At 41.2% G+C, this 20,717-nt stretch carries 19 protein-coding genes; 1 reads left to right on the top strand and 18 read right to left on the bottom strand.

Translation table 11 applies throughout. From position 1 onward, the window contains the following. Positions 1-99 precede the first annotated feature (99 nt). On the top strand, positions 100-858 hold the full coding sequence (locus ACNKW3_RS14760) for a transposase (protein ID WP_427400076.1): 759 nt from the start codon (positions 100-102) through the stop codon (positions 856-858). A 12-nt stretch (positions 859-870) separates the two neighbouring features. Here ACNKW3_RS14760 and purD read toward each other — a convergent pair whose 3' ends face one another. From purD to ACNKW3_RS14850, 18 genes are all read right to left on the bottom strand, one after another. Then, positions 871-2,166, bottom strand: a complete 1,296-nt coding sequence (gene purD / locus ACNKW3_RS14765) for a phosphoribosylamine--glycine ligase (RefSeq protein WP_427400077.1) — start codon at positions 2,164-2,166, stop codon at positions 871-873. 15 nt (positions 2,167-2,181) lie between these two features. After that, positions 2,182-3,783: a bifunctional phosphoribosylaminoimidazolecarboxamide formyltransferase/IMP cyclohydrolase gene (purH, locus tag ACNKW3_RS14770; RefSeq protein ID WP_427400078.1), complete on the bottom strand. Its 1,602-nt coding sequence runs from the start codon at positions 3,781-3,783 to the stop codon at positions 2,182-2,184. Positions 3,784-3,889: 106 nt separating this feature from the next. Further along, positions 3,890-4,183 carry a DNA-binding transcriptional regulator Fis gene (fis, locus tag ACNKW3_RS14775; RefSeq protein ID WP_427400079.1) on the bottom strand — a complete coding sequence of 98 codons (294 nt, stop codon included), beginning with the start codon at positions 4,181-4,183 and terminating at the stop codon, positions 3,890-3,892. 30 nt (positions 4,184-4,213) lie between these two features. After that, positions 4,214-5,206 (bottom strand): tRNA dihydrouridine synthase DusB, encoded by a 993-nt coding sequence (dusB, locus tag ACNKW3_RS14780; RefSeq protein ID WP_427400080.1) that lies wholly within the window; start codon positions 5,204-5,206, stop codon positions 4,214-4,216. A gap of 116 nt (positions 5,207-5,322) precedes the next feature. After that, positions 5,323-6,207 (bottom strand): 50S ribosomal protein L11 methyltransferase, encoded by an 885-nt coding sequence (gene prmA, locus ACNKW3_RS14785; protein WP_427400081.1) that lies wholly within the window; start codon positions 6,205-6,207, stop codon positions 5,323-5,325. A 254-nt stretch (positions 6,208-6,461) separates the two neighbouring features. Continuing rightward, entirely contained in the window at positions 6,462-7,808 is a 1,347-nt protein-coding gene (accC, locus tag ACNKW3_RS14790; RefSeq protein ID WP_427400082.1) for an acetyl-CoA carboxylase biotin carboxylase subunit, read from the bottom strand. 11 nt (positions 7,809-7,819) lie between these two features. Further along, entirely contained in the window at positions 7,820-8,278 is a 459-nt protein-coding gene (gene accB, locus ACNKW3_RS14795) for an acetyl-CoA carboxylase biotin carboxyl carrier protein (protein WP_427400083.1), read from the bottom strand. A 33-nt stretch (positions 8,279-8,311) separates the two neighbouring features. Next, the gene (gene aroQ / locus ACNKW3_RS14800) at positions 8,312-8,746 is read right to left on the bottom strand and encodes a type II 3-dehydroquinate dehydratase (protein ID WP_427400084.1); all 435 of its coding nucleotides are present in this window, start codon (positions 8,744-8,746) and stop codon (positions 8,312-8,314) included. Between the two features lie 263 nt (positions 8,747-9,009). Continuing rightward, on the bottom strand, positions 9,010-10,059 hold the full coding sequence (locus ACNKW3_RS14805) for a protein-glutamate methylesterase/protein-glutamine glutaminase (RefSeq protein ID WP_427400085.1): 1,050 nt from the start codon (positions 10,057-10,059) through the stop codon (positions 9,010-9,012). An 8-nt stretch (positions 10,060-10,067) separates the two neighbouring features. After that, positions 10,068-10,676 carry a chemoreceptor glutamine deamidase CheD gene (cheD, locus tag ACNKW3_RS14810; protein ID WP_427400086.1) on the bottom strand — a complete coding sequence of 203 codons (609 nt, stop codon included), beginning with the start codon at positions 10,674-10,676 and terminating at the stop codon, positions 10,068-10,070. Further along, positions 10,677-11,504, bottom strand: a complete 828-nt coding sequence (locus ACNKW3_RS14815; protein WP_427400087.1) for a CheR family methyltransferase — start codon at positions 11,502-11,504, stop codon at positions 10,677-10,679. It abuts the gene before it with no gap. A 3-nt stretch (positions 11,505-11,507) separates the two neighbouring features. Beyond that, entirely contained in the window at positions 11,508-14,645 is a 3,138-nt protein-coding gene (locus tag ACNKW3_RS14820) for a methyl-accepting chemotaxis protein (protein ID WP_427400088.1), read from the bottom strand. Between the two features lies 1 nt (position 14,646). After that, positions 14,647-15,156, bottom strand: coding sequence for a chemotaxis protein CheW (locus tag ACNKW3_RS14825; protein ID WP_427400089.1), 510 nt, complete (start codon positions 15,154-15,156; stop codon positions 14,647-14,649). Next, a complete protein-coding gene (locus ACNKW3_RS14830; RefSeq protein ID WP_427400090.1) occupies positions 15,146-17,158 on the bottom strand; it encodes a chemotaxis protein CheA in 2,013 nt (670 codons plus the stop codon). Before ACNKW3_RS14830 ends, ACNKW3_RS14825 begins: the two co-directional genes overlap by 11 nt. A 12-nt stretch (positions 17,159-17,170) precedes the next feature. Then, the gene (locus ACNKW3_RS14835) at positions 17,171-17,536 is read right to left on the bottom strand and encodes a response regulator (RefSeq protein ID WP_427400091.1); all 366 of its coding nucleotides are present in this window, start codon (positions 17,534-17,536) and stop codon (positions 17,171-17,173) included. Between the two features lie 3 nt (positions 17,537-17,539). Continuing rightward, a complete protein-coding gene (locus ACNKW3_RS14840) occupies positions 17,540-19,204 on the bottom strand; it encodes an ATP-binding SpoIIE family protein phosphatase (protein WP_427400092.1) in 1,665 nt (554 codons plus the stop codon). A gap of 14 nt (positions 19,205-19,218) precedes the next feature. Further along, positions 19,219-19,500, bottom strand: a complete 282-nt coding sequence (locus ACNKW3_RS14845; RefSeq protein WP_427400093.1) for an STAS domain-containing protein — start codon at positions 19,498-19,500, stop codon at positions 19,219-19,221. A gap of 24 nt (positions 19,501-19,524) precedes the next feature. After that, on the bottom strand, positions 19,525-20,703 hold the full coding sequence (locus ACNKW3_RS14850) for a methyl-accepting chemotaxis protein (RefSeq protein WP_427400094.1): 1,179 nt from the start codon (positions 20,701-20,703) through the stop codon (positions 19,525-19,527). Positions 20,704-20,717: the final 14 nt, after the last annotated feature.

Genomic DNA, 20,717 nt, shown 5'->3' on the forward strand with positions numbered 1-20,717 from the left:
CATGTTATCTCTCGAGTAGCGAGGCAGTCCTTTTTACTTGGAAAAGACTATCTTTCTGGAAAGTCTTTTGAGCACAGACGTGCCTGGGTGGAAAACAGAATGTCAACCTTGGCAGATGTTTTTGCAATTGATGTTCTATCCTACAGTATTATGCACAATCACACCCATCAAGTGCTACACGTAAATGTAGAAAAAGCCCTTGCGCTAAGCGATGTCGAAGTACTTAAAAGATGGTCTTTTATTGGTAAGCTAGATAAGCTTTGCAAACAATATTTAAATCCTGAAGCACGGATTAAATTAGATGAATTTCAAATTGCTCATGTTCTTGACTGTGTTGACAAGTTCAGAAGTCAAATGACCAGTATTAGTTGTTATATGCGATATCTAAACGAGCATATTGCCAAAAAAGCGAATAAAGAAGATGGCTGCAAAGGGCATTTTTGGGACGGGAGATTCAAGTCTCAAGCTATTTTAGACATTGAGACCTTATTTCACTGTATGGCCTATGTAGATTTGAATCCTGTCAGGGCTGGATTCGAAACGAGTTTCCATGAAGCAAAATTCACCGGGGTTTTTCATCGTTTATACAAACAGCCGCAGCAAAAAACACTGCTTCCACTCTTTACTGCCAATCTTGAATGCCTAGAGAAAATAATCTCCAAGGTTACGCTAACTGAATATATTGCAATTTTGCTTGAGAAATCAGCGAAGATTAAAAGTGAGAAAGGAGTACCGAGTTCAGACCCCAGTTTAAACTTTGAAAAAATCTATGGAAACGTGGCTGGAAGAGAGGAGAAGGTAGATAAATTTTTGGCTAAAATGAAAAGTAGGAGGGCTAAAAAAAGCCCTCCCCATTAAATTATTAATAGCCTAACTATTGTCAGACTTTTCTCTTGCGATGGCTCGGTAACCTATGTCAGTTCTACAAAACATGTTGTGCCAAGAAATTTTCTTTATTTCCGCGTAAGCGCGCGCTTGAGCTTCAGTTACTGTATCTCCCAAGCTTGTGACACATAAAACTCGACCACCATTGGTTAATAAACCTTCTTCTCGCATGATTGTTGCAGCGTGGAAGACCTTAGTATTGGTTTCGTCAACATCTTCAAGACCAGAAATCAATTTACCTGTAGGATAATCCCAAGGATATCCACCTGCTGCGAGCACAACACCCACAGCTGCTCTTGGATCAAATTCAATTTCGCATTCATCTAATTTGCCTTGGCAAGCCTTCAGACATAACTCCGCAAGATCTGATTTTAATCGCATCATAATAGGCTGAGTTTCAGGATCACCACATCGACAATTAAATTCTATGACTTTAGGATCTCCATTCTGATCAATCATTAGACCCGCATATAGAAACCCTTTATACGGGGTTCCTTCGGAAATCATTCCTTCCATCGTAGGTAGGATAACTTGCTGCATAATCTTGTCATGTATTTCCGGAGTGACCACAGGGGCAGGAGAATAAGCGCCCATTCCACCCGTGTTAGGTCCTTTGTCTTGATTGTAAGCACGCTTATGATCTTGACTTGTTGCTAGAGGCAATACATTTTGGCCATCACACATAACAATGAAACTAGCTTCTTCGCCTTCCAAAAATTCTTCAACAACGACCCTGCTACCTGCATCACCGAATTTATTTTCGGACAACATATCTTGAATAGCATCGATTGCTTCTTTTTCAGTCATAGCAACGATTACGCCCTTTCCTGCAGCCAATCCATCCGCTTTTATAACGATGGGAGCCCCTTTTATTTTCACATAATTGATGGCTTTTTCTTCGTCGTCAAAGGTCTGGTATTCAGCTGTTGGAATTTTATATTTTGCAAGAAAATCCTTACAAAATGACTTTGAGGATTCTAGTTGAGCAGCTGCCTGAGTTGGTCCAAAAATTAAAGCATCATTTTCTTCGAAGTAATCGACGATTCCGCGGGCAAGGGGATCTTCTGGTCCAACAACGGTTAGTTCTATGCCTAGCTCTTTTACTTGTTTGAGAAGAGTTTCTTTGTCATATTCAAAAAGTCTAATGCGAGTTACTTTTGGTTCTTGTTCAATCCCCGAATTTGCGAATGCTACATAAACTTGCTCTACATTAGGTGATTTGGCAAGACTGTAGGCTAATGCATGTTCCCGCCCACCACGGCCGATGACCAAAACTTTCATCTGTGATTCTCCATATTAATGTTTGAAGTGGCGCATGCCGGTAAATACCATAGCGATGCCGTGTTCGTCTGCAGCTGCAATAACTTCGTTGTCCCGCATTGAGCCACCTGGTTGGATTATTGCTTTAATGCCAGCTTCAGCTGCTGCGTCTATACCGTCTCTAAACGGGAAAAATGCGTCAGAAGCCATGACACATCCTTCAACGGTCAATTTTTCATCCTGTGCTTTGATACCAGCAATTTTTGCTGAATAAACTCGGCTCATTTGACCCGCACCAATTCCGATTGTCATTTGACCCTTGGCATAAACTATTGCATTTGATTTGACATATTTCGCCACTTTCCAAGTGAACAATAAGTCAGAAAGTTGCTCTTTTGTCGGTGCTACCTTTGTTACCACCTCAAGATCAGATTCTTCTATCATGCCAAAATCACGTTCTTGAACCAAAAGCCCGCCATTTACACGCTTCATGTCAAATCCATCAGTTAACTGACCTTGCCAGTTTCCGCATGTTAATAAACGAACGTTGGGCTTTTGTTTACAACTTTCAATGGCTTCTGGTGTAGCTTCAGGAGCAATAATTACTTCGACAAATTGACGCTGGATAATTGCTTCCAAGGTGTCTTTATCAAGGGTTTGATTGAATGCAATTATACCGCCGAATGCTGACGTAGGGTCTGTTTTAAATGCGTTATTGTAAGCTTCTAAGATAGAGCTTCCTACGGCAACACCGCAGGGGTTAGCGTGTTTTACGATAACACATGCAGGGGACTCAAACTCTTTTACACATTCTAGAGCAGCATCAGTGTCGGCAATATTGTTAAACGACAACTCTTTGCCTTGATGTTGAATAGAGGATGAGACAGATGCTTCTTGAATGTCGTGTTCAACATAAAATGCGGCGTCTTGATGACTATTTTCACCATAACGTAAATCTTGTTTTTTCTGGAACTGTAAATTGAATGTTCTTGGAAATTGTGAGGCTGTATCTTCATTGCTGGACTGTCCAGCTTCGTTTGAATCCACCATGGTGCCAAAATAATTAGCAATCATGCCATCATAGTTTGCAGTATGCTCGAAAGCTTTTATAGCTAAATCAAATCTTTTCTCGTAGGACAATGCCGCTTCATTTTCCGACATTTCTTTTATTACTGATTCGTAGTCGGACGGATTTACGATAATGGTGACATCATTGTGATTTTTGGCCGCAGCTCTAACCATAGTTGGTCCACCAATATCGATGTTTTCGATAGCATCTTCCAACGTACAGTCATCATTTTTTATTGTGTTAGCAAACGGGTATAGGTTTACCACGACTAAATCAATGGGCAATATTTCATGACGCTCCATGATATTACTGTCAATATCGCGTCTGCCTAATATTCCACCATGAATCTTAGGATGTAACGTTTTTACTCTACCATCCATTATTTCCGGATGACCAGTATGCTCACTAACATCTTTTACTTTAATCCCTTCTTTCCGTAATAATGAAGCTGTGCCACCTGTTGACAATATTTCGATGCCTAGACTGTCCAGGAAGGTTGCAAACTCAACAATGCCAGATTTGTCTGATACGCTTAGAAGCGCTCGTTTAATAACTTTTAATTGTTCCATCTTGGTTGATGTTTCCCAAAATTAGTGTTGAAAAGAAAGAGATGAATAATATTAGAGTAGTGTAAATAAAACGAAAAAGAGCGCAAATTTGCGCCCTTTATCAGAATTAACCTAAACCGTACATTTTTAGTTTCTTACGCAGAGTACCTCTGTTGATACCCATTAGATTAGCTGCTCGAGTTTGATTTCCTCTAGTGTAAGTCATCACTTCCTCAAGTAAAGGCGCTTCGATTTCAGCCATTACTAATTCATAAAGGTTATCAATGTCTTGGTTATTAAGTTCTTTTAAATACTTATTAACCGCTTGCTTTACAGAAGAGCGTAAAGGTTTTTGAGCCTGAGATTGGCTAGGTGTTGAAACTATTGTCGTAAAAGGTGAAGTTAAATTTTGATCGAACATAAAATGCTGCTCTCTTTTGATTTCATAAGACTAAGCTACAGAAGTCAAGTCAGGCTTGCTTTGTAACAATGAAAAATAATGCGTTAATGCGCTTATTTGTTCCGAGGCTTTTTCAATAGCGTTAAAAATACGCTTGAATTCCGTGCCATTTTTTTGTTGGTTTACATACCAACCAACATGTTTGCGTGCAATTCTGACTCCTGTCATATCACCGTAAAGTTCGTGCACACCATTTATGTGTTGAATTAGTACTGACTCTTGTTCTTCTAAACTTGGTTTTTTCAATTTTTGTCCAGTTTCCAAAAAATAATTGACCTGTTTAAATATCCAAGGATTTCCCTGTGCTGCTCGCCCTATCATCAAAGCATCAGCACTTGTATAGTCCAACACATGTTTTGCTTGCGTTTCATCAGATATATCGCCGTTCGCTACAACCGGAATGTCTATAGCGTTTTTTATCTCAGCGATGGTGTCGTATTCAGCGTTCCCCTTAAACATACATGAGCGAGTTCTCCCATGCACTGCCAATGCCTGAATACCACAATCTTGCGCTATTTTAGCGATATCAACACCGTTTCTGTTGTCGATGTCCCATCCTGTTCGGATTTTCAACGTGACGGGTACTTCAACGGCGTCAACAACCGATTTTAGTATTTTTGCTACTAATAAAGGCTCTTTCAATAGCGCTGAACCAGCAAGTTTTTTGTTAACTTTTTTGGCTGGACAGCCCATATTAATGTCAATTATTTGGGCTCCATTACTGACATTAAATATAGCCGCTTCAGCCATAAGTTCGGGTTCATTCCCAGCAATTTGAACACTTCGAAGACCGGTTTCTCCGGTGTGATTCATTCTTGCTAGAGATTTTGCTGTCTTCCAAACTTTCGGATTACTCGAAAGCATTTCCGATACAGCTAACCCCGCACCCATCTTCCTGCAAAGCTCTCTAAATGGGCGGTCAGTTATTCCAGCCATTGGCGCTAAAATCAAATTGTTCGCTAATTTGTAGGGACCAATCTGCACTAAACAAGCTCCAAAGGTAAAATATAAACAGACAACCAAATCGGCGGCGTATACTACGTGTTTTTGAAGGATTTGAAAAGTTTATTTTTTAAACAATTTAAAGAAAAAACGCTTGACTAATTTCCTTTCTTTTGACCAACCAACCTTACCCAATCTCCATCAATTAAGTCGTCTGCGAATGAAAATTGATGTGCGTAATGTTTCTTTACAGATTCAGCTTGTTCTTCCAGAATGCCAGACATAATTAGCCATCCTCTCGGTTTACAGTGGCTACTAATCACATCGCTTAACTCGCCTAACGGGCCTGCTAGTATATTGGCAACTACTACATCTGCTTGAATTTTTGGTTGATGTTCAGCTAGATAGAGAGTCAAGTTTGAATCAACGCCATTTTTTTCAGCGTTAGCTTTGCTGGCAATTAATGCTTGGGGGTCAATGTCTATTCCGATCGCTTCTGAAGCGCCTAATTTAAGAGCTGCAATTGCAAGAACTCCACTTCCACATCCAAAATCAATGACCGAATTATTATCTAGTATATGACCGTCTAGCCATTTTAGACACATAGATGTAGTAGGATGAGTGCCGGTGCCAAATGCTAACCCAGGATCTAGTAGAACATTAACCGCAGATTCATCAGGTGCCGTTCTCCAACTTGGGCATATCCAAAGACGGTTGCCAAATTGCATTGGATGAAAATCATCCATCCAAGCTCTAGTCCAATCTTTATCCTCAAGCTGGTCAACGGTATACAAAAACTCATTTTGGAATAGTTTTGCTTTACTTAACCTTTGTATCACTGGTTCGAGATTAAACTTTGCCTCATACAATCCTATGACTTGTGTATCTGGCCAAAGCATAACTTCACCAGGTTTAGGTTCATACATGGGGGTATCTTTTGCATCAACAAAAGTGACAGCTTGGGCTGCATTGGCAGTAAGCATATCGCCAACTGCTTCTGCATATTCGGCTTTAACGTGGATTTTAAGTTGTTGCCAAGGCATTAAAAACTCTCATTATGTTTTAGTACAAAGCAATTCTCTCACGTACTTACTTGGATTGGCTAGTAGTGAAAGATGAATATCTAGTTTACCGCGCCTTTTGGTATATCGAAGCATGGATTCGATTTTGACTGGACAGTCCAGGCAAAAAGATGTGGATATGAAATAATGCTGGACAGTCCAGGCAAAAAATTGTGGGTAAAACTGGCGCTAACATCAAATTCACTTGATGTTAGCGCCAGCAGGATGTGGTCAAATTAATCTTCCGCGTCTAATTTCTTTTCTAGATAGTGGATGTTAGTACCACCATTAAAGAAGTTTTCGTCCGCCATGATTTTTTGTTGTAAGGGGATATTGGTTTTAATTCCGTCAATCACCAACTCATTTAACGCGTGTCGCATGCGGGCTATAGCTTCATCACGACTCTCACCAAAGGTAATCAACTTTCCAATCATCGAATCATAATAAGGAGGTACTCGATAACCCGTGTAAATATGAGATTCCCAACGTACACCTAAACCACCAGGAGAATGAAACATCTTTATCTCACCAGGACTTGGAATGAAGGTCTTAGGATCTTCAGCATTAATGCGGCATTCAATGGCATGGCCATTAACTTTAACCTGAGATTGGTCAACAGAAAGTGGTTGTCCTGCAGCAATACGTAACTGTTCTTTAATCAAGTCAACACCTGTTACCATTTCGGTCACCGGATGTTCTACCTGAATACGCGTATTCATTTCGATGAAATAAAACTCACCGTTTTCATACAAAAACTCGAAAGTACCCGCGCCTCTGTACCCAATTTCAATACAAGCACGTCGACAACGTTCACCTATTTTCTCACGCATACTTTGAGTAATGCCGGGTGCTGGTGCTTCTTCAACAACTTTTTGATGTTTGCGTTGCATGGAGCAATCACGCTCGCCTAAATGAATCGCATTTCCTTGGCCATCTGACAACACTTGTATTTCAACGTGTCTTGGATTTTCAAGAAATTTTTCCATATAAACGATGTCGTTATTAAACGCGGCACCGGCCTCACTTTTGGTGGTAGAAATGGCAGAAGCTAACTCACTTTCACTTCTCACTACGCGCATTCCGCGTCCACCACCGCCACCGGCAGCTTTAACGATGATTGGGTAACCTATGCGTTTTGCAATCACGCGGTTTTTTTCCATATCATCGCCCAAAGGACCATCTGAACCGGGAACACAAGGGACGCCAGCTTTACGCATCGCTGCGATGGCAGACACTTTATCTCCCATTAAATTGATAGTTTCAGCTCTAGGACCGATGAACACGAAACCGCTCTTTTCAACGGCCTCTGCAAAATCGGCATTTTCAGATAAGAAACCATAACCAGGGTGAATGGCGATAGAATTTGTGACTTCAGCCGCTGCAATTATGCGCGGAATATTAAGATAACTCTCGCTTGCAGGTGCATTGCCAATACAAATAGACTCATCTGCTAGTAGTACGTGCTTCAAATTTCTATCGGCTGTGGAGTGTGCCGCAACGGTTTTAATCCCGAGCTCTTTACATGCGCGTAATATACGCAAGGCGATTTCGCCTCGATTTGCAATTAAGACTTTATCAAGCATATGAATACGCCTTATTCGATGATAAAGAGTGGCTGATCAAACTCAACAGGTTCTTGATTATCAACCAAAATTTCCTTAATAACCCCGTCTGCATCTGATTCAATTTGATTCATCATTTTCATCGCTTCAACGATGCATAAGGTATCGCCTTTCTTAACCTTTTGACCCACTTCTACAAAAGCTTGTGCTTCAGGAGAAGATGCGCGATAGAAGGTACCTACCATTGGCGATTTTAAGACATGTCCAGAAACCACTGGCGCTGCTTCAACTGGCGCAGCTGCAGGTTGGGCTGCAGGAGCTGCTGGTGCCGCTGGCACTGGCTGCTGCGGCATATGTTGAACATATTGTACAGGTTGATGAGAAACACCGCGGTTGATGCGTACTGATTCTTCACCTTCGGTAATTTCTAATTCTGAAATGCCTGATTCTTCAACTAACTCAATCAGTTTCTTAATTTTTCTGATATCCATAAACTGTCCTTTAAATGCTGTGATCTATAATTTTTATTTTTGTAAGTGATGCATCATTGCATCTATCGCGAGTTCATATCCTTTTGTACCGCAGCCTACAATAACGCCTGCAGCAATGTCCGATAGATAGGAATGATGACGAAAAGATTCTCTTGCGAACACATTCGAAAGATGAATTTCAATAAAAGGGATACCGGTCCCTAGAAAAGCATCTCTAATGGCTACGCTAGTATGTGTAAAGGCCGCTGGATTGATGACAACCCCATCGACTTTTCCCATACTTTGTTGGATTTGGTCCACAATCAAATGTTCGGCATTTGATTGAAAATGGTTTAATTCGGCACCTTTATCTTTAGCATAAGAGGTCAGTGCCGATACAAGGTCATTCAAAGACGCCTTACCATAAATTTCAGGTTCACGTTTACCTAATAAATTTAGGTTGGGTCCGTTAATAAGCAATAAATTCATCAATACTTAGCTAAGTTTGCATATAAAATGCGTGGAAAAACCTCGAAGTGGCAAAAGTGCCAATTTAATTGAGTGTTTTTCCGTTGATTTTGTCATGGTGTAGAAAATAACACAGATCTATGCAAGTTTTCAGCAATTTACTGGTCTAATCACCGAAGATTGGTTATTTTCTTTTCAATGACATAAATTAGAAGCATCTTCCTTGAATTGCTCGCTGTAATTAATAATAGCAAAAAAATGACTTTTTTCTTCTTGAACGGTCTCTATAGACGAGTTCCTGCGCCTTTTTTCTCTACAGCTTTTGAAAGGTATTGACTCATTTGATCAAGCGTCACTATGGTATCAGTTGCGCCGACTTCAATAGCAACTCTAGGCATACCAAAGACTACACAAGATTTTTCGTCTTGCGCCATGGTGCTAGCACCCGCATTTTTAAGGGCTAATAAACCTTCAGCGCCATCTTTGCCCATACCCGTTAAAATAGTCGCCACTACATTGTTGCCAACGGTATCGGCCAATGAGTTAAACATGACATCGACAGAAGGCTTGTGGCCACTGACTAAAGGACCATTTTCGAGTAAGATTCGATAATCCGCACCGCTACGCTTTACTTTTAAATGTCTATCGCCAGGTGCAATATAGGCATTCCCCGGTAGCAAACGTTCGCCGTCTTCTGCTTCCTTTACTCGTATTGCACAGCAACTATCGAGGCGTTTGGCAAAAGATTTTGTGAAATTGGGTGGCATATGTTGGGTTATCACAGTTGCAGGAAAGGCAGGTGAAAGTCCCTGAAGTACTTCTCGTATTGCCTCTGTGCCGCCGGTGGATGCACCTATTCCTACAATTAGTTCAGTTCCTTTGTAGGCTAGGGGAATTGCAGCTGTTTTACTAACGCTGCTAGAGCGGCGACGGGGTGTTGCCTTGGCCGCCATTCTGATTTTACTGACAATTTCCGCTTGATAGGCATCAATTCCTTTGGCTACATCGATCTTGGGTTTGGCAATAAAATCAATTGCACCTAGTTCCATAGAACGAATTGTAGCGTCAGCGCCTTTCTCTGTTAGCGTCGATATCATTAAAACCGGGGTGGGTTTGGCTTTCATTAGCCTATCAAGAAATGTCAATCCATCGACGCGCGGCATTTCAATGTCGAGAGTAATTACGTCTGGTTGCAAACGAATTACCATTTCCTTTGCTACATAGGCATCAGGAGCTGAACCCACTAATGTCATTCCAGGGGCTTGATTGATGATTTCTCCGAGTAATCGGCGAATCAACGCCGAGTCATCAATAACAAGTACTTTAATGGTCACAAATTACCTCAATCAAACAAGTCAACATCACCTGATGCTGGCTGACGATTAACCTTAACTCTGTATTCGCTTTCACGGTCGAGAATTGTGGAGTTATGCATAGATTTAAGTTTGCGAATTTTAACTTCGCCCGTTAGCGGGAAGAAATACACTTTTCTTGGAAATTCGCCCAGCAAATCCTTAGCTGTTATGGGAATGTTTTCGGTTTTTAAATATTCAAGAATAAAGGCTGAATTTTGTTCGCCAACGGTATTAATTCTTAGCTGCTTTAAGACATTCCCGCCACCAAATACTTTGGCTTCCAATCGATGTTTAGGTGCGCCTAACTTGATCATATGGTTTATCAAGACTTCCATTGCATAAACACCATATCGTGCAGAATCAGAATCGAAATTTACCGTATCTTTATTCGCAGGTAATAAAAAATGGTTCATGCCTGCAATACGAGTAATAGGGTCACGTAGGCACACGGAAACACAAGAACCTAAGACAGTAACAATTAGGGTATTCTCCTTGGTGGCGTAATACTCGCCAGGAAGAATTTTGACCGCATTCATGTTGAAGTTTTTATCAAAATAGCGATTTGGAGCTAGATGCTCTGAAAATACACCTGACATTTATTGCACCCTAGGTGAATACACAGTTTTTCCCATAGGCTTCAATAGAGCGCTAACGTGAGAAAAATTTTCAGAATGTCCAGCAAAATATAAACCGTTAGGTTTCATATGCTGAAGAATCTTCCCTAAAATCTGAAGTTGCGTTTGTTTATCAAAGTAGATCATTACATTACGACAAAAAACAATGTCGAAATCTGATGGCACATCATATTTGTCATCCATCAAATTGATCCGTTTAAAAGTAATTAATTTGCGCAGTTCTGGTACTACTCGAGCAAATCCTTGATTTGCACCTTTGCCTTTGTGAAAGAACTGTTTTTTTTGCGAAATGGGCAAACCATCGAGTTCTTTCAACGGGTAGACACCCCTACCTGCTTTACTTAATACGTTGCTGTCGATATCAGAAGCGATAATTTCAACAGGTGCATCGAATCTGTTAAACGCTTCCACTACCGTCATGGCAATTGAATAAGGCTCTTCACCAGTTGAAGATGCTGCACACCAAATTTTCATCGGACGGCGATTTGCCTGTATGTGCTGTTTCAAGGTTTCAAAGTGATGCATTTCGCGAAAGAAAGAAGTTAAGTTTGTAGTAAGTGCATTTACAAACTCTTCGTGTTCACTCTGAGTTTTATCTAAATAGCTAAGGTATTGCTCAAAATTGGTAAATTTCAAGGCTCGGATACGTCTAGAGAGTCGGCTATACACCATACTGTCTTTGCTATCAGCCAGATTTATCCCAGTTAAACGTTTGAGTCTCACCCGAACGGCTTCAAAATCGCTCGGATGATACCCAAATTCTTTCTTCTCAACTTTCGCTGTTGTCATAAATTAGAAGCTTTCCCATTCATCATCGTCAGCTAATGCTGGTATGGCATTAAGGGATGCTTTTGGTGCTGCCGGAAGCTCTTTCTTTTTACTACTAGTTGTGGTTGTTACGGAAGGCAGTTCTTCAAACTGTTGAGACAACATATCTGGCTCAGATTCCTTCACTTTAGTGATAACATCACTGTTATTTAGTTTAAACGCGCCTACCCGTTGATTTAAGTCAGATGCCTGAGAGCGCATGCTTTCTGCCGCGGCTGCTGCCTCTTCTACAAGTGCTGCGTTTTGCTGCGTCATTTCATCCATTTGACTAACGGCTTTACTGACTTCATCGATACCTGTAGCTTGCTCAGCTGACGCGGCGGCGATTTCGCTCATAATGTCGTTAACGCGCTGGATTGAAACGACGATTTCTTTCATAGTTTCACCAGACTTTCTAACCAACTCGTTTCCGCTTTCAACTTTGGTAACAGAGTCAGAAATAAGGTCTTTAATGTCTTTTGCAGCGTTTGCAGAGCGCTGAGCCAAGGTTCTCACCTCAGATGCAACCACCGCGAATCCGCGACCTTGTTCACCTGCTCTGGCTGCTTCAACCGCTGCGTTAAGCGCAAGGATGTTAGTTTGGAAAGCGATGCCATCAATTACCCCAATGATATCTGAGATTTTCTGCGCAGATTCATTAATGGAACCCATGGTTACCACCACTTCTTGAATCAATTCACCACCGTTACTGGCCACAGTCGTTGCTTGAGATGCTAAGCCATTTGCCTGGTTCGCATTTTCCGCATTCAATCTTACGGTGCTGGTAAGCTCTTCCATGCTTGAAGCGGTTTCTTCAAGACTGGAGGCTTGTTGTTCTGTTCTGGTCGACAAATCAGCATTGCCAGAGGCGATCTCTGAAGATGCATTATTAATGGTGTCACTGGCTTCACGAATTTTGCTGATAACACTGACTAAGTTGTCTGATGTGGTGTTACAGTAATTTTTAAGCTTATCAAATGTCCCTTTATAGTGACTGTCGATACGTTTGGTTAAATCGCCCTCAGAAATGGCCATCAACACGTCAGCAACTTCATTTAGTCCTGTTTCAGTGGTGGTCATTAATTGATTTAACCCTTGTGCCATTGCCAGCATAAAGCCTTCTTTACCCTGTTCTTTCACACGTTTTTCGAAGTTACCTTCAAGACTGGCTTGAACTAATTCGCCAATTTCACGTTCAGCTTCAACTTCTTTAGTGCGATCTAACCATTCAACAACATAGCCAATTTTTTCACCATCATTACCAACAATAGGATTAGCTATTAGGCGGAATACTCTTGAGCCAACGTTTATTTGTGTGGTGTGAGTTGATGACAATCTTTCAAGCATAGATTTTTGATGGCTTGGATCTTTATGGAATCTATCCATATTTTGACCTTCGATAGCATCCGCATTAAAGTGTGGTAACACCTTTTTCAAATCTGCTTCCGCTGCTTTCAACATGGTTTTTACTGAGCGGTTAAGATAAGTAATTTCTCGATCTGCATTGGCAATCATTACGTTTGTACTTGTGCATTCTAGCGCTTCTAGCATACGTTTTATGCGGCGTTCTTCGCTAAATACTTCAGTCATATCATGCCATTCGAGGCTACAACCAATAGTTTGTCTGCTGTCATCTAAAATTGGGCATACTGTTACGCGGTAAGTTCTTTTGCCTAGTTCTAAACGTAAATCCTCTCCCTTACCATTTCTGCTTAATAATGCATTTTGTAATGCACTATTGTTGCTGATAGTACTAATTCGAGAGCCAAGTAGAGTTTCAACATTAAATTGAGCAGACGTTTCGCGAATATCGTCTTCGCCTGCTTTTAGCATCTTGTACACGGCGTCATTCATGTAAGTTACTAAGCCGTCTTTATCGGTCATCATGAAAGCAGCAGAACTAGCATCGAGGGCTTGTTTTACTTTAGATGCTTCCACAGCAACTTCAGCCGATACTTTAAGTTTGTCTGTTAAATTTGACAGTTCAGATTCTAAAATACCCATTTCATCAGTACGATGGGTATTAAATTCCAAATCAAATTTGTTGTCTGAAATGCTTTGAAATCTGCCGATTAGTTTGTTCGCAGAGGTTTGAATTGAGCGAATAATCACAAAGCCAATGACACAGCTTATGATCAATAAACCCAAGATTATGCTCAAGGTAGTAAATCGACTAGAACCAATATTGCTGATGCGCTCGTCAATCACCATTTTCAAGCTGTCGACATTATTGGCTTTTTGATCAAGTAATTGCACAATTAGTCCATTAACCTCATTGAAATACGAGCTACTGGGGTAGGTTTGAACTTCTTTATTGATGATTTCTTGACGCGTCAAATCAGTTAAGCGTTGTATGCTATTTTGCAAATCTGAAGCTGCTTTGGCGCCAGAAGTAAACCTATTGTCAGCATCAGCGGCTGCTGACATATTCAATGTATAATCTTGCAATGGTGCAGTAAGGTTGCGCAGATAACCATCAATAGTGATTTTATCCGCAGCGCTCGGATTGCCATTACTCAAAGCTTGCGTACCTGTCGCTCTGACTTTGCTCAACGAATCTGCCAAGCGAGGAAGATTCTGCAAGTTTGCGATAATTAAGTGGTAGCTCGAAGCCTCGGGATCATAGCTAAGTCCAGAAGTGTTTAGGATTTGAGATAATAACAAATCCAAGTCACTGATGAGGCTTGAATGGGCGACTAAAGATTCACTCACAGACATATTTCGAGAACTTACTGAACGCTGTAAGGATTCCCAACTACTATTTAATTTTGCTAGTTCATTGGATAAGCCATTACCTAATCCAGATGCATTTATTGAACTTTGGATGCGGTCGAACATTTGGTCAACATCCTTGGCACTTGAAGATAGACCAGAGTTTGCACTTGAGTCACCTAGAAGTAAGTTTGATGCAAATCCACGATGTTCAGCAACTGCAATTTGTAACTGAATAGTTTGACTCGCAGGTTCAATCCCAACTTCTTCTAGTTCAGCGGAGCTTTGGTTAGAATAAGACAGTTCTGTGTAGTAATAGGTAGGTAGCGCTAGACCTGCAAAAGATAGTAGCGCGAAAATACCCATCTTTACGGGTAATTTAATATTGTCGAACAGTTTTAGAACATTCATTTTACTCAAGCTCCACTTTTGCACTTGTATCGTAAAGGGCTAGTTCGTCACTAGTGATTAACTTTTGAATATTCACTAGTATGATCATCTGTTCCTTGATGGTGGTTAATCCGTGAAGGTATGAACTATCAAATGCCACACCAAACTCCGGTGGCGGTTTAATTTCCGAGCTTCCTACTTTGATAACATCGCTGACTTCATCGACAACAATGCCGACAATACGATCGCCAATCATTAACATAATCACTATGGTAAATTCATCGTAAGTTGCTTTACCGACATTAAATTTGATTCGCAAATCCACGATGGGGACAATGTCACCACGCAAATTCAGGACACCTTTAATGTACTTGGGCGCGTTAGCTATTTTGGTTACCTGCTCATAGCCACGAATTTCTTTTACTGTCATTATGTCTAGGGCGTAATTCTCATCGCCTAGCACAAAGGTTAAAAACTCTTTCTTTTCTTCGTTTTCGGTCTGCTGTTCAGACACTTTTTCTTTAACTGACAACTGACACCTCCTGATCTGCTGGCGACTTAACTTCATTTGCGATTGATTCAACATCTAAGATCATAGCTACACTGCCATCACCCATAATGGTTGCGCCTGCAACCCCAGGTACTCGTCTGAAGTGTTGTTCTAAGCTCTTAATGACAACTTGTTGTTGGCCTTCAAGGTTATCCACTAGAATGCCAAAACGTTTACGACTAGTTTCCACTAACACCACAATGGCATCGGAAGGTTCTGCGATGGCATTTTCGATGCCCATCATTTTATGTAAATGCACCAAGGGCCAATATTCTCCGCGCACCCACAACAGATGATCGTTGGATAAACGTTTCAATTGGTCTGGGGTTGGTTGCATGGATTCAACAATATTAGTTAGGGGAACCACAAAGGTTTGGCCCGCTACGGATACGCACATGCCATCAACGATAGCAAGCGTGAGCGGCAAACGAATGGTGATCACTGAACCTTCTCCGGCATGACTTTCGATTTCTACCGAACCACCGATAGATTCGATATTTCTGCGCACCACGTCCATTCCAACGCCTCTACCTGAGACATCGGTAACAGCTTCGGCTGTAGAAAATCCAGGCTCAAAAATCAAACGCCATACTGCACTATCTGGCATATCATCTGATACATCAAGACCGTTTGACTTAGCTTTCTCTAAAATACGTTCACGGTTTAGACCTGCGCCGTCATCGGTGATGGTAATTAAAATACTTCCACCGCGCTGTTCTGCACCTAGGATGACGGTACCTTGTTTGACTTTACCTCTGCTTTCACGGACATCGGGCATTTCGATACCATGGTCGACACTATTGCGAACCAAATGGGTTAGCGGATCGACCAATTTCTCAATTAGCCCTTTATCAATCTCTGTGCCGCCACCTTCGATGACTAGATTGACGTCTTTCTTCAATTTATCCGCAAGATCACGCACAACACGAGGGAAGCGGTTAAAGGCAAAAGACATTGGCAGCATGCGCATGGACATAACAGCTTCTTGAATTTCACGAATGTTTCGCGATAACTCACCGATGGCGCCTTCAAGCTTTTCTTCGGTTTCGCCATGCACTTCTTTACCCACGATTTTTATCATGGATTGGGTAATAACTAACTCGCCAACTAGGTTAACCAATGAGTCGATTTTGTTGGTGTCGACCCGAATAGAGCTGGATTCTTTGCTGTCAGCTCTGGGTTTTTTGGCTACAGTGCTAGACTGTCCAGCAACGCCTCTAGACTGTCCAGCAACGTCTGGTTTCGCACTTTTAGTAGCTGCTGGGGCAGCAGGTTTTTGCTCATTTGCGGCTGGTTTTGCTGGCGCTTTTTCAGCTGCTGGGGCTTGTTCATCCCCTTCGTTTTTGGTTTCAGCTACTTTATCGCTGCCTGGCTCATCATCAAAGAAACCAAATGCCGCGCCGTCATCTTCAGTTTCTGCAGAAGTTTTGGTTGCTTGATCTTGATCTTTTTCGTCGTAGAAACCATAAGCGGTCTCCTCTTCAACTGTTTCTTCATTTTCGAAAAATCCAAAGGCTTCATCTTCACTTTCGCCTTCTATGGGATTTTCATAAAATCCAAAACCATCTTCTTGCGCAGCGGACTCACCAGTTTCTTCATTTTTCAATAAAGCTTCTAGGGCTTGAGTACCTTGTTCAATTGCTTCCCAATCGATTTCTTCTTCGGTTTGATAGCAATGCAAAATATTCTTTAGAGTGTCAACTGTGGTCAACAACTGATCAACAATGGGTTTGCTAATTACCAACTGCTGTTGACGTGCTAGATCAAGAATATTTTCCATAACATGGGTTAGGCCTGTTAGGGCGTCAAAACCAAAAACGCCGCTACCCCCTTTGATGGAGTGAGCAGCTCGGAAAATGCTATTGAGATCTTCAATGTCTGGATTGTCTAAGGACATCTCCATCAAGAGATGTTCCATTTCATCCAAATGTTCTTGGCTTTCTTCAAAGAAGACGCCATAGAATTGACTCATGTCTATGGACATAAGAAGCCTGCCTTAGTTAAGTACTTTTGCAGCGACAGCTAGGAGTTTCTGAGGATCAAATGGCTTCACCATCCACCCAGTAGCCCCAGCCGCTCTTCCTTGGGCTTTCATGCTATCGCTAGCTTCAGTGGTTAACACAACAATCGGAGTTGAACGGTAAGACCCTAAACCTCTTAACGACTTGATTAGCGTTAATCCGTCCATTCGTGGCATGTTTTGATCAGTGATAACGAAATCAAATTGCATACGTTTACACATATCAAGCGCGGCCTGCCCATCTTCGGCAGTGGTAACTTGATAGCTTGCCGATTTTAGTGTCACTTGAACCATTTGACGAATCGATGGTGAATCATCAACTACTAAAATATGCTTACTCATTCACTAAAACTCTCTTTTTAACGTAACTTCAGTTTTGTTTCCGGGAGGGGAAACTATTACTGAGCTACATAGTTTATTAATTAATGAAAGACCACGACCTGATAGGGACGCGTCTTTCATTTCACTTTTTGCTTTTACTTCATAACCGCTTCCGGTATCTGAAATCGAAAACGAAATATGGTTAGTGCTTGGCTCATACTCAAACGACATTTTGAGAGCATCTACTTCTTTAACGGCAGCAAGTCGTTCTTCTTTTGCAATTAAATATTCTGCAAACCCTGACATGTCATTTTTTAGCTTTGAATCTAAACCTAAAACACCATGATCTAATGCATTACTGATAAGTTCGGCGAATACGGTGAAAGCACGTTGACGCAGATCGCCAATTACATCGACACAGCGCATTAAGCTGTCAAAGCAGCCAATAATGTCAGCTGACGCCATTAAACCGCCGTTCATTTCGATGGATGCAGAAAGCTTGCCAGATTTCTTTACCTCACTAAAATCTCGCTCGTACAGATGCTTCTCGAAAAGTGCATCTACCTGAAGATCACAGAGTGATAAATCGTCGGTCAATTCTTGAATTTCATTAAACACGGTAAAGTCATTGATGATGCGAGATACCAGTGACTCGTTGTTCTTATTCTTTTTAATGCAATTAAGTAGACGTTCTAAACCAAACTCTTCCCCTGATTTATTGCACTGCTCGATAATGCCGTCACTGTATAAAACGAAGTTTTTATAAGGATGACTTTCGCAAGTGGTAATAGATGGGTCAAAATCGTCGGGATCTAAAATTCCAAGCGCCATAGTATTTGATGAGAATCTATCTATCTTTCCATCATGTCTAAGGGCGATGATGTCGGGCATACCACCATTAAAAATCATGCATTGGCGAGAATTAAAGTTTATTTCTATACCCGCTAATGCTACAAATTTATCATCGGGTAATTCTTTACCAAGTTTAGAGTTTCCTTCATGTACTATGTGTGCCAGAGAAAGCCCTTTTCTGATCATGGCTTTTATAGTGGTTACTAAGGGTAGAATACTGATTGCGGCTGCCAAACCATGGCCTGTTGCATCGGCTAATATTATGATGCGGTTTCCATTAGGTGCGGTTTCGCTGATAAATACATCGCCATTAAAAGTACTGGATGACTGCAGGTAAGTGTCAATACATTTTTCTTCATGTACTAAAGATGCAGCTACATGTTCGTAAACATATCTAGCCAAAGACTCTTCTTGCTCACGTTGATCTATCAATTTTTCCAATCGTTGGGTTTGTTCTTCCAATTCAGCTTCTTTGGAATACAGCGCTCTCACACGTTGCATTTTTTGCCATAACAAATCTAAGGATATAGGCTTTATTAAAAAATCATCGGCACCTCTGACAAAAGCATCGGCCATCACATTCTGATTGTCTTCAGCAGTGATCATCATGACAGGTGTAGGTGTGCTTAATAAATCCGTAATTTCAGAAATAAAGGTCAAACCATTACCATCAGGTAATTGGTTATCTAACAATATGAAATTGAATACAGAAGTGGAGAGATGCGCACGGGCTGCTGCTAAGGTATTTGCAACAATAGTTTGACAGTCGTGATCTTCTAAAAACGTCTGTAAAATTTCAGAAAATAAGCTGTCATCTTCTATGATCAGAGTACGCATATTTAAAGGATCTTTTAGCTAATATCGAAGAGTCGATCGAAGTTTGCGATCTGTAGAATCTCCTTGGCACTGTCTCTTGCGCCTCTTATTCTCACTGAAATGTTTTTACTTTTTGCTTTTTTTTGAAACAGCACCATCATGCCTAAAGCAGAGCTGTCCAAATAGCCTACTTTACTGAAATCTAAAGCGATTTCAGACACAGTACCATCATTTAAAATGGTCTGATACTGTTCAGTAAAATCTTTGTGATAACTAAAATCAAACCTTTCAGGGATTTGTAATGCTCTTTCACTCATGGAATAGTTCCTCACTACCTAGTATTAGAATAAATCGATGTCACCGGCTTGCATGCTGGTGGCAGAAACAGGGTTATGCATGCTTTGGCGACGCTCTTCAATAGAGGCCAAATGTGCTTGTACTTGTTGTAAAACGTCGTTAATGTTTTGCGTATCTATAGCTGCCAGTTTTTCGCGAACAAAGGCGATTGATTCCATGGTATAAGTAAGGTTCTGTCCATTGATGTCGCCGAATTGAAGTCCTCTTATTGCGCTAGATAACGCCGCTTCCAAGTCGTTAGAAACCTTTTCTAAGCCTGAGGTAACGCGCGAATCCGATTCGGCTTTCAAGATGATGCTGTTCAAAGCTTCATTAATGTCTTTTTTTGCATCTATAACATAGCTAACGTCATAACTGGCGAGCTCGCCTACTTCGGTAGTCAAACCTTCTATCTGTGAAGACATTGTTTTTAGTTTGGCTTGAATTTGATCACTAAATTCAGATGATCGATTGGATAGAGATCTCACCTCATCAGCGACTACCGCAAAACCTCGACCATGTTCACCAGCACGTGCAGCTTCAATTGCCGCATTAAGTGCCAAAAGATTAGTCTGATCAGAAATACTATCGATATCTTTCACAGCTTTTAGAACCGCTGGTACTGATTCGTAGATAGTGGTTACTTGGTCAAGCAAAGCCATAGAAGATGCAGACATATCCACAGTAGATTTAATAAATTTATCTAAGGTTTCCGCCGTATTATCGGCAAAGATACGCATTTTTTCGCTGTAAAGGGTTTCACCGCTTGCATCTGCGCTAATGAGATCTTGAATAGTTTGCGCCTGGATATGCACTAATTCCTGTAGCTCATTAAAGCTGGTACTTAGTGTTGATACCGCGTCATCTTGGGTTTTCTTGATTCCATCGATATTCGATTCGCATTCGATCAGCGTAGGAACAAACTCATCGATTAACGGCCGAATATCACCAACGCTTGACGCAGGAGCGTCATGGGCTTCATTTGAAACTTCAACAGGTGACACGTCTGGCGCAGATTCAAACGTGCTCGCTTGAAAATACAGGAGGCCGAAAAGTCCACCTAACAAGGCGACAAATGCGACAATTTCCGACATGCTCACAAATATCACTGAAGCAACAACTGCTAAGGACACTGCATATATTAAAATTTTAGGAGGCACTGATAGCATAAACAATTTACTCAATGGACCCGCAAAAT

The organism is Glaciecola sp. 1036 (assembly GCF_050306235.1).
Lineage (GTDB): Bacteria > Pseudomonadota > Gammaproteobacteria > Enterobacterales > Alteromonadaceae > Glaciecola.